At 66.4% G+C, this 11,187-nt stretch carries 5 protein-coding genes; all 5 read right to left on the minus strand.

Annotated features, from left to right (window positions below):
• Positions 1–2: 2 nt before the first annotated feature.
• The gene (locus tag HU729_RS16220) at positions 3–1,247 is read right to left on the minus strand and encodes a diguanylate cyclase (protein ID WP_186710962.1); all 1,245 of its coding nucleotides are present in this window, start codon (positions 1,245–1,247) and stop codon (positions 3–5) included.
• Positions 1,244–1,813: a YfiR family protein gene (locus HU729_RS16225; RefSeq protein ID WP_186670374.1), complete on the minus strand. Its 570-nt coding sequence runs from the start codon at positions 1,811–1,813 to the stop codon at positions 1,244–1,246. The genes HU729_RS16220 and HU729_RS16225 overlap by 4 nt, the downstream gene beginning before the upstream one ends.
• A gap of 82 nt (positions 1,814–1,895) precedes the next feature.
• Positions 1,896–3,971, minus strand: coding sequence for an exodeoxyribonuclease V subunit alpha (gene recD, locus HU729_RS16230; RefSeq protein WP_186710963.1), 2,076 nt, complete (start codon positions 3,969–3,971; stop codon positions 1,896–1,898).
• The gene (gene recB / locus HU729_RS16235) at positions 3,968–7,645 is read right to left on the minus strand and encodes an exodeoxyribonuclease V subunit beta (protein WP_186710964.1); all 3,678 of its coding nucleotides are present in this window, start codon (positions 7,643–7,645) and stop codon (positions 3,968–3,970) included. The genes recD and recB overlap by 4 nt, the downstream gene beginning before the upstream one ends.
• Entirely contained in the window at positions 7,642–11,124 is a 3,483-nt protein-coding gene (gene recC, locus HU729_RS16240) for an exodeoxyribonuclease V subunit gamma (protein WP_186710965.1), read from the minus strand. Before recC ends, recB begins: the two co-directional genes overlap by 4 nt.
• Positions 11,125–11,187: the final 63 nt, after the last annotated feature.

Genomic DNA, 11,187 nt, shown 5'->3' on the forward strand with positions numbered 1-11,187 from the left:
GCTCAGCGTTCCGTCTGGGCCACTTGCCAATGGCCGCGCCGATTACGCTTGGCCTGGTACATCGCCGCATCGGCGGCATTGAGCAGACTGGCCGAATCCTGGCCATCGTCCGGGTAATAGGCGATGCCGACACTCAACGAGGTGCTGACGCGCTGGCCATCGTCCAGCAGGATCGGCAGCCTCATGCTGGCAACGATCTTCTCGGCGATGCGCTGGGCATCCTCGCGTGAATGCAGAGGGGTCAGCAGCACGGCGAACTCGTCACCGCCAAGGCGCGCCACCAGGTCGTGCTCGCGCAACTGCGCACGCACGCGGCTGGCGATATTGATCAGCACCTCGTCGCCAACGGCATGGCCGAGGCTGTCGTTGATCTTCTTGAAGTGGTCACTGTCGAGGAACAGCAGCGCCAGGTGGTCCTGCTGCTGGGCGGCGTTGCGCAGGCAACGGTTGAGGCGCCCTTCGAAGAAGGCGCGATTGGGCAGGCCGGTGAGGCTGTCATGGCTGGCCTGGTGCGCGAGGGTCTCGTTCTCGCTCTGCAAGTGGCTCTGCCAGACCTCCAGCTCGTCGAGCAGGGCGTTGAAGTCGTTGCCCAGCTCATTGAGCTCGGCAATCGGCGTCTCGGGCACGCGCCGGTCGAAGCTGCGCTCGCGTCGCGCCGCATGGGCCACGCTGGCCAGCCCCCGCAGGGGACGGACGATATCGCCGAACAGCCGGCGCGACAGGTGGATGGCGACTGCGGCGCTGAGCAAGCTGCAAAAGAGGATTCCCGCCAGGCCGCTGAGCAGGAAGCGCAGCAGGCTGCCGCCCTGGCCAAGCAGCTCGATGTGCCCGACCGTGCGCTGCTGACGGACGATCGGCAGGTGGATGGCCTCGCCCAGCAAGGCCTTGGCCACCTGGCGCTCCAGGGGTGCCAGCAAGCCTGTGTCATCGCGTTGCCATTGCGCCAGCATCTCACCCTGGCTGTCGAAGACCTTGGCGTCTGCCACCTCTTCAGTGGCGGCGATCACCGCCAGGGCTTCACTGGCCGCCCCGCTGTCGTCGAACACCACCGCCGCTTCCACGGTGTAGCTGATCGAGCGGGCGATCAGGTGCAGGTTGTGATGGGCATAGACGCGCAACGCTGCCACGCCGAGCACGGTCAGGGACACGCCCACGAGTCCGACGGCGATCAGCGCGACACCCAAGTGCCCGCGCCCCAGCACTGACCGCAAGGTCGGCCGCTTCCTGCGGCTGCCGGTGAGTTTCATGGTTGCGCCGCCCTGCGCCGCGACAATTGCAGCACGCTGGGGTGGATGCGCACGCCACTGCGCGCCACCGAGTCGAGGTTCACATCGAAGCTGACCTGTTCGTCATCGACGTGCAGGCAGAACAGGCTGCCGACGGTGCACGGGTCATCGGCCTCGCTGATGCTCAGGACCGGATGCCCGACCAGGGCCTGGAACAGGCGATCACGCTGGCCAGCGTCGAGCTTGCCGATGTACACCGCGTCGCAGGCGCCGGAAACGCGTGCATCGTCGGCCAGCAGGCGACGCACCTGCAGGGGCTGGCCGGCATTCTGCACAGTGCCCTTGATCAGGTCGTCGGCATATTCTGTGGGGCCGACCAGGCACAGGCGCAGCGGCGAAGGGTCAGCAGGCCAGCGGGCATAGCTGAAGATCCCCAGCACGACCTGGGTTACCGCCTTGGCGCGTTGCTGCACCTGGGTTGCAGTGGCAGGGAGGTCCGCCCGGGCAGGTACGGCGAACAGCGACAAGGCGGCAATCACTAGCGAAAGCACGCAGCCCGTCACTCGCCCCCTGGGCGAGACAACCACTGTCATGTGGGAAATCTCTCAAATTAGATTCAGATAACCCGCACGATAGCATAAGGCCGCAGTGCCAAGGTATTGACGAACATCACGCTTGATCGAGCATGAGGCCAGAAATCCGACGCACCTTGCGCTCGACAGCCGCCTCGAAGACCCCCGCCCGTGGTTCCACCAGGCTGAAGCACTGCTTGGCGCGGGTAATACCGGTGTACACCAGCTCCTTGGTCAGCACGGGATTGAGCGCATCAGGCAGCACCAGCGCGGTATGGCTGAACTCAGAGCCCTGGGACTTGTGTACAGTCATGGCGAACACCGTCTCCACCTCATTGAGCCGACTGGGCAACACGAAGCGCACCCCGCCCGAGCCGTCGTTGCGCGGGAAGGCGACCCTCAGCAGTGGCTCGCCATGCTCGTCGGGCAGGCGCAGGGCGATGCCGATATCACCGTTCATCAGGCCGAGGCCGTAGTCATTGCGGGTGACCAGCACCGGTCGTCCCTCGTACCAGGGTTGACGGGTGTCGATCAACCCGGCGTTGTGCAACACACGCGCCACACGCTCGTTCAGCCCTTGCACCCCCCAGGGCCCTTTGCGCACCGCGCACAGCAGCTGGAAACCTTCGAAGCTGTTCAGCACCAGGGCAGCCCACTGCTCCCACGCGGGGTCATCGCCAGGCGTGCCTGGCGCCGGCCGATGACGACCGATACTGCGCAGAAAGTGGCGATAGCCCTGCGGGCCGTCTTCACCACGCCCAAGGCCATCCAGCAGCAAGCGATCGAAGGCGCGGTCATGCTCGCCGCGCAGCGACAGCCCGAACACGTCCTCAGGCGGCATGCTCAGCAGATCCCGCGCCTGGCGGGCCTGCTGCAGGTTGACCAGGCGCGCCAACTGGCCGATGCCACTGCCTTCGCCGAAACGCCGGGAATAACGCAACATCACCACCTGCTGGGCCAGCGCGTGCTGACGCGCATCACCTGGCTGCAAACCGCTGCCCTGCAGCGACTGGCCACCCACCTGCTCGAGCCAGGCCTGAGTGGCGGGCGTGTAACGCCCCTCTTCGGCATACCGGCACAGGTCGCCGAGCACCGCACCGGCCTCCACCGAGGCCAACTGGTCCTTGTCGCCCAACAGCACCAGGCGTGCCTGCGCTGGCAAGGCGTCAAGCAGATTGGCCATCATTTCCAGGTCGATCATCGAGGCTTCATCGACCACCAGCACGTCCAGCGGCAGCGGGTTACCGGCGTGATGCCGAAAATGCCGCGAACCGGGGCGACTGCCAAGCAAGCGGTGTACGGTGCTCACTTCGGTCGGAATCTGGGCACGCACATCGGCACGGACACGCAAACGCTCGACCTGCTGGCCAATGGATTCGGTCAGGCGCGCAGCGGCCTTGCCGGTGGGTGCGGCCAGGCGGATGCGCAAGGGCCTGCCCTGCTCCACTGCCGGCCCCTGCAGCAAGGCCAGCAAGCGTACGACCGTGGTGGTCTTGCCGGTGCCAGGGCCACCGGTGATGATGCTGAACGCGGCACGCGTTGCCAGGGCACAGGCGAGCTTCTGCCAGTCGACCTGGTCTGCCGGGGCGCCATCCTCGAACAACTGTGCCAGGCGCGCGGGCAGGTCGGCGGGAATCGACTCGTCTGCCAGGATGCGTTGCTGCAGCGACCGGTCGATACGCCGCTCATAGCTCCAGTACCGGCGCAGGTACAGACGCTGGCCGCTGAGTACCAGCGGCCGCGCGTCCTGGCCCTGGGCATCGCCCGAGGCCACCAGCCGACTGGCCGCGATGCGCTGACGCCAGGTGCTCGGTTCGAGCGTGGCGAGCAACTGCGACGGCAACAGCAACGGCCCCGCCAGCGCATCGCCCTCTGGCGGCAGCGACAAGGCGAAATCGGGCTCGGCTAGAGTCTGCTCAAGGTCGAGACAGACATGCCCATGCCCCAACTGGTGACTGGCCAGCGCCGCCGCCAGCAACAGCAGGGGATCGCTGCCGGCCTCGCGCTCCTCGAGGAAGCTGACGAATGCCCGGTCCAGCGCACGCAACCAGCCGCGCTCGACCCAACGGTCGAGCAGGGCCAGCAGGTCCTGGCTGTCGTTCAACGGCGCAAGGGCCGCCAGGTGCTCGGCCTGCAGCGGTGTCGGCAGCAGGTCATCGAGGGTTCGGCTCATGGTGCGGCTCCGGCAAACAGGTCCTGCTGTTCGGGCGCACAGGCGCCGCGAAACAACGCATCGAGCTGCTCGATCAGCTCACGGGGCGGTCGGGCGAAATACAGGCCATGGCCGACGCTGCCAATACCGCGCAGGAAGATGAACAAGGCACCGCCCACATGGCGGTCGTAGTCGTAGTCGGGCAGCCGCGCGCGCAACTGGCGATGCAGGGCCAGCAGGTAGAGCACGTACTGCAGGTCGTAGCGATGGTCGAGGATCGCCTGCTCCATGGCCAGTGCACTGTAGGCGCTGCCGTCGGGGCCGAGCCAGTTGGACTTGTAGTCGGCCACGTAGTAGCGCCCGTCCAGCTCGAACGCCAGGTCGATGAAGCCCTTGAACATGCCATTGAGTTGGGTCGCCAGCGCTGCCGGTCGCGCGGCGCCACCGTGGGTGTGGCGGACAACGAGCTGATCGAGGCGCAGCACGTCAACCTGATGGCTGGCGAACCAGAACTCCATCTCGATCTGATATTGCTGGAGCTGCGCCAGGGTCAGGACCGGGCCGTCCGGCGACAGCGGCATGGCCTGCGTCAGCAACTGCTGCAGCCAGGGCGCCAGGGTCGGGATCCAGCCGGTCCAGTCGCGACGGTTGCAGCGTTGGCCGACCGTTCGTTCGATCAACGCGGGCTGGCCGGCCACTTCGGCAAAACCTTCACGCCCAGCCCACTCGAGCAGGCCGTGAAGGAAGGTGCCGGGGTTCGGTCCGCGAGGGAAACGGTGGATATCGCCGTTTTCCGCAGGGACTTCACGCAGGCGCTGTGCATCGACGTTCTCGTCGTCGAGCAATTGCTGGGCCTGGGAGCTGTCGGCACCGAGGTTCTGGTCGCCGACCCGCAAGGCGCTGTAGGAGGCGATCCACCACTGCTCCGCCGCTGCGCGGCGCGGCTTGCGTGCAGGCAGGCGTTCGGCGCTGTCCTGCGGGGCGAGATAGCACTGTTCATCGGCGTCGGGCACAGGCACGCAGGCAATGGGCGCCCCCTCGGCACACAGCGCCTGCAGCCAGTCGGCCAACTGCACGGAAGCCGCCAGCGGGACGCCGCCGCCCAGCAGGTAACCCAGGCCCGAGCGGTGCAGTTGCGAGGTTTTCTGGCTGCCGCGCTTGAGGTCGGCAACCCCCAGCCAGCAGGCATGCTGGGCGCGGGTCAGGGCGACGTAGAGCAGGCGCAGGTCTTCGGCCAGACGCTCATCGTCCGCCAAGGCGATCTGCTCGTCGGTGGGCGTGAGCGTCAGCAGCACCTGGCCATCATCGCCGTGCCAGGCCAATGGCAGGCGCTGGCCATCCACCGGTTTGCTGGTGCAGATGAACGGCAGATAGACCAGCGGGTACTCCAGGCCCTTGGATTTGTGGATGGTCACGACCTTGACCAGTTGCTCATCGCTCTCCAGGCGCAGGATCTGCTCTTCACCGGCCTGCCCGGCATTGGCCAGGTGCTCGGCCAGGTGACGGATCAAGGCCTGTTCGCCATCCAGTTCGCCGGCCGCCTGTTGCAGCAGTTCGGCCAGGTGCAGCAGATTGGTCAGCACACGTTCGCCGTCGGTACGGGCGATCAACGTGCGTGGCAACTGGAAGTCGTGCAACAACCGGCGCAGCATGGGCAGCACGCCCTGGCGCTGCCAGGTGTCGCGGTACAGACGGAAACGCATTACCCAGTCTTCCCAGACCCGCTCGTCCTGGTTCAGTCGCTCCAGTTCGAGCAACGGCAGGTCCAGCGTCAGGCTGGCCAGGGCGGCCTTGAGCAGGCGCTCGGCGTCAGGCTCGGCGCAGGCTTTGAGCCAGGCCAGCAGATCGTGCGCTTCCTGGGCGGCAAAGACCGAGTCCTTGTCCGACAGATAGACACTGCGTACCCCACGGGCAGCCAGCTCGGCACGGACCAGCTGCGCCTCGCGGCCATCGCGCACCAGGATGGCAATGTCCGAAGGCAGGCAGCCGCGCACCTCGCCCTGAGCGTTGGCAAACCCCGTCACACCTCGTTGACCACCGTTGAGCATGGCAACGATATGGCTGGCGCAGCTGGCGGCCAGTTGCTGACGATACAGCGTGTTGGCAACCGGCTCGTCACTGTGCAACTGCCAGCAATGCAGCGCCGCGCAGGGCTGGCCGTCGATCAGCAGGCGCTCGCTACGGCCCTTGGCATGAACTTCGACGAACGGCAGCGGGTTGTCGTGGGCCTCACGGAACAGGAACGCCCCCTTGCCTTCGGGGCGTTGCTCGGCCAGCAGGAACACGCGGTTGACCGCCTCGACCATGGCCTGGCTGGAGCGGTAGTTGGTGTCCAGGCTGTGCAGGCGCCCAGCCGTGGCACGGCGTGCACCGAGGTAGGTGAAGATGTCGGCGCCGCGGAAGGCGTAGATCGCCTGCTTGGGGTCGCCGATCATGAACAGGCCGGTTTCCGGGCGGTTTTCGGCGATCCGGTAGATGCGCTCGAAGATGCCGTACTGCACCGGGTCGGTGTCCTGGAACTCGTCGATCAAGGCCACCGGGAACTGCTCGCGGATCAGCCCGGCCAGACGCTCGCCGGCCTCGCTGCGCAGCGCGTGTTCGAGGCGCAACAGCATATCGTCGAAGCCCATTTCGGCGCGTCGGCGTTTCTCCACTTCGAAACGCGCCGCGACCCACGCGGCAGCATGTTCCAGCACCGCCGAATCGGGGCCGGGCAGCGCCTGCAACGCATCGCGGAGTGTCTCCATGGCGTGCAATGCCGGGTGGTCCGGTGGCTCGCCCACTTTCCAGGCCTCGGCCATGCCTGAGGGTGTCAGGCGGGTGAAGCCGGTGCCCAGGTCGAGTTCCATGGCTTGCTCGTCACCTGCCCAGGCGCGCAGCTTGTCGAACCAAGGCTCGAAGAAGCGTGCCTGCAACTTGCGACCATCGGCCTGCTTGGCGGCCACTGCCGCACGGCAGATTTCGTGCAGCTCGTCGGCCCACTGGGCCCAGGGGGCCTTGAGCTCGCGCAGTTGCGCGTGGCGCCGCTGCAGGGCGGATTCGATCAACACCTGTGGATCGGCACCGTCGTCTTCCCTGCTGACACGGCCGAACAGCGGGCGGATCCGCGGCAGCAACGCGTCCGGGCTCACCCAGTGGCTGCGCACCCAGGCCAGCGCTTCGCCCTGCATGCCGTAGCAGAAGCGCCGCCAGTAATCGCGCATGACCTGGCCGAGCAATTCGCTGTGATCGGTCTCCAGGCTCTGGGTGAACAGGCTGCCGCTGTCGAAGGCATGCTCGCGCAGCATGCGCTGGCACCAGCCGTGAATGGTCGAGACCGCCGCCTCGTCCATCCACTGCACTGCAACCTCAAGGCGACTGGCGCAACGGGCCCAGTGCTCCTGTGGATAATCGTCGCGCAGCAGGTGCAGCAAGGGGTCGGCGTCGTCCAGCTCGCCCCTGAAGAAACGCGCAGCCTCGGCCAGGCGCGCGCGAATCCGCTCGCGCAGTTCCTTGGTCGCAGCATCGGTGAAAGTCACCACGAGAATCTGCGGCGGCAGCAGTTCGCGGGCAAAGGCTTGCTCGCCGCCATGGCCGAGGATCAGGCGCAGGTAGAGCGCCGAGATGGTGAAGGTCTTGCCGGTGCCGGCACTGGCTTCGATCAGCTGGCTGCCGTGCAGGGGAAAGCTCAGGGCCAGGGGACGGGCCTGGGTCATGCGGCGGTCTCCGGATTGCCTTGGGTCTGCCAGGGGGCGGCAAACAGGGGGCGGTAGAGGGATTCGCACCAGCCTTCGAAGGTTTCGTCGGCCGTGAGCGCAGCGAAGTCGCGGAACTGACGCAGCAGTGCAAGGCTCTCGCTGCGCTCGCCGAAGCTGTTCTGGCCGTCGCCTTCATAGGCGCGCTCGGCGGCAGCCTGGGCTTTGTCCGGGTCTGACTGGGCCAGCCAGGCGAAGGCGGTCTTGGGCGCCACTGGCAGGGGTGCATTCATCGCCCCCTGGCGCGCCACCAGCAGATCGGCAAGCAGGTCACCCGCTTGCGCCTCGGGCATCGGCGCGAGCAGCAGGGTGCGGTCGCTGGCGACCAAAGCGGTGTGCAGTGGATAACCGGCAGCGCAGGCCGCCAGGTGCATGACCCACGCGGGGATCAGCCGATGCCATTTGAGGCTGTTGCGCCCGGCCCCCAGGCTGTTGGGCACGGTGGTGATGCTCAGGAGACTTTGTTCATCATCCTGGTAGACGCGCCCCAGCCAACCTTCCAGGCGATGCGGGCCGCGCTCGAAGTGAAGCGGCAGCGCGCCTTCTACCACGGTATGCCAGCGCTCCAGCAGTTGGCGATGACGCTGCAGCAGGTCTGGCAAGGGCTGGATCAGTTCCGCCTGCAGCGACTCGCCGAAGCCCGCCAATGGCAGCAGCCCGCATGCCTGCAGGCGGCGGGCCTGGGTACGCAATGCCTGCTCGGCGTCGTCGGGTGCGGCCAATGCAGCACCCAGCAGGCGCTCGCTGAGGCTGTAGCGTTGCAGGGCATCGAGCACGAAAGGTTCCTCATCCGGCGTTGGCGCTTCCAGCGCTTCGAAGAACACCTTGAGGCGTTGGCTGAAGAAATGTCGGACCGGATGGCGGAGAAAATCCTGCAGTTGCGTCAGGTTCAGCGGCTCATCGCTGTCATAGGGCGGTAGCGCCTGGTCGAGCTCCGAGGGTGGCTCGGCGGGCTGGTGCAGGACCTGCCACTCGTGGGCGTAGCTGAACAGCGCGCTGCCTTTCTGGAAGTAGCGCTGGCTGAAGGGTTGCAGGGGATGCTCCTGGGTCAGGGCATGCAGCAACTGCTGGCCCGGGTCGTCACGTTGGCCTTGCTGGGCTCCGGCCAGCTGCCAACCGGCGGCTAGATGGTCACGCAACTGGCCGACCAGCACCGAGGCGGGGCGTTCGCTGTTGTCGCGGATACTGCGCCCGACCCAGCTCACATAGAGTTGGTCACGGGCAGACAGCAGCGCCTCGAGCAGCAGGTAGCGGTCATCTTCGCGGCGCGAACGATCGCCAGGACGGTAATCGCTGGCCATCAGGTCGAAGTCCAGCGGCGGCTGGGCGCGGGGGTAATCACCGTCGTTCATGCCCAGCAGGCAGACCACGCGGAACGGGATCGCGCGCATGGGCATCAAGGTGCAGAAGTTCACGGAGCCCGCCAGGAAACGCTGGGACAGCTTGCCCTGATCCAGCCCCGACAGCCAAGCCTCGCGCACGACCGTGAGCGGCAATGGATCGTGCAGGCCGACGGTCTCGCAGGTTTCCAGCCAGGTGTCACGCAGGTCCTGCAATTGCACCAGCAGCAGCTCGTCGTGCTCCTCCTCGGCGAGGAAGAACACCTGCAGCAACGCATGCAGGCGCGCGCCCCACACTACGGGGCTGGCCGGCTCGGCGAGGGTCTGGAACGCCACGTCCAGAGCATCGAGCAGGGCCACCAGCGGGCCGATAAGGGCCGCGTCCAGGCCACCGATCTCGTCATAGGGCTCAATGCCGTCACAGGCCTCACCGACACCTACGGCGTAGCCCAGCAGCATCCGGCGCAGGCCGAACCGCCAACTGTTCTGCTCCAGGCCTTCGGGCAAACCGAGGCGGGCACGTTGTTCACCGCTCAGGCCCCAGCGGATGCCGGCGCCCTCGATCCAGCGGTGCAGGGTCGGCAGGTCGCTCTCCTTGATCCCGAAGCGGGCGCGCACGGCGGGGACGTCGAGCAGGTCGAGGATCTCGCTCACGGCGAAACGGCTGTCGGGGAGCTTGAGCAGATGCTCCAGGGCGATCAGCAATGGATCGCGGCCGCGCTGGCCCTGGTCGGTGAGGGTGAAGGGGATGTAGCGCGGATCATGGCGGTCGAGTTGGCCGAAGACAGCGCGGATATGCGGGGCGTAGTCATCGATGGCCGGAAGCATGACGATGACATCGCGCGGACGCAGGGTCGGATCGCTGCTGAAGCGCGCAAGCAACTGGTCGTGAAGGATTTCAACTTCGCGCTGCGGGCTGTGGGCGATGTGGAAACGGACCGAACGGTCGCGGGTGGCATCGATGGCAGGCCAGGCCTCGCGGGTTTCGGCCAGGGGGCGCAGCTCGAGGATGTCGTCCTGCAACTGATTGAGCAGGGTGGTGGGCTGGGCGTCGCTGAACAGGTCGATGCGACCGTCGCTGAAGACACCACGGTAACTGCTGGGATCATCGTAGCTATCGAGCAGGTTGATGTAGTCACGGCCTTGCTTCCCCCAGGCGGCCAGCAGCGGATGAGCGTGCTGGTGCATCGACTCGTCGTCCAGTTGCAGCGGCATGCCGTGCTTGCGCTGTTGGCGCTTGTACTGGTGCCGGAGCAGGTCTTTGTCCGCGACGATATCCCCCCAGTGATGGCGGCAAGGGTTGTGTACGCACAGCAATACCTGGCTGAAGCGGGCCAGCCCGGCCAGGGCTTCAAGGGCCTGGGCGGGCAGCGACGAGATGCCAAAGACGATGACCCGCGACGGCAGGCCGGCGGGGGCTTGCTCAAGGGTATCCATGCGCGCGATGAAACGCTGATGGACGCCGGCACGGCTCTGCGCCATACCTTCTGCACCGACATCGTCGAGCAATGCACGCCATAGCTCGGCCTGCCAGCGGTTGCCATCCGCCAGGGGCTTGCGCTCGCCCCGGGCGGTATTGAGCACGTGCTCGCCAGCGGCCCAATCCTTGAGCCAGTCGGCGCGATAGACCTGGTATTGGTCGAACAGGTCGGCCAGGCGTTCGGCGAGCTGGTAGCGCTTGCGCAGATCGGTGTCGTCGGTGAGGAAGCGCTTGAGTGGCTCGAAGTGCGGTCGCTCGATCAGCGCGGGCAGCAGGCGTACCAGGCGCCAGGTCAGCGGTGCCTTGTCGAGCAGCGACACCTCGGGAATCTCGTCGCGACCCAGCACAAGGCGATAGAGCTGCCACATGAAAGTGCCGGGCAACTGAACGTCGATGGCCGCAGCGATACCACAGCCGCCTTGATCATCGTCCTGTGGGTCTTCGGCCAGTGCGAGCTTGAGCCATTGGGCGATACCGTTGCTCTGCACCAGGGCGATTTCGTTCTCCAGGGGCGCCAGGGGATAGTTGCGCATCACGCTCACGACCAGGTTGCGCAAATCGTCGAGGCGGTTGCCCTGGACGATCATGAAACCTGGATGCAGTGACGTGGTGTTGGCCATTGGGTGCTCTCTGGAAGACGGGGTGCGCAGACGGAACCATACCCTGTAGAGGCAGGCTTGTCC

Origin of the sequence: Pseudomonas sp. RW10S2, assembly GCF_014268985.1 — a bacterium.
Classification (GTDB): Bacteria; Pseudomonadota; Gammaproteobacteria; order Pseudomonadales; family Pseudomonadaceae; genus Aquipseudomonas; species Aquipseudomonas wayambapalatensis.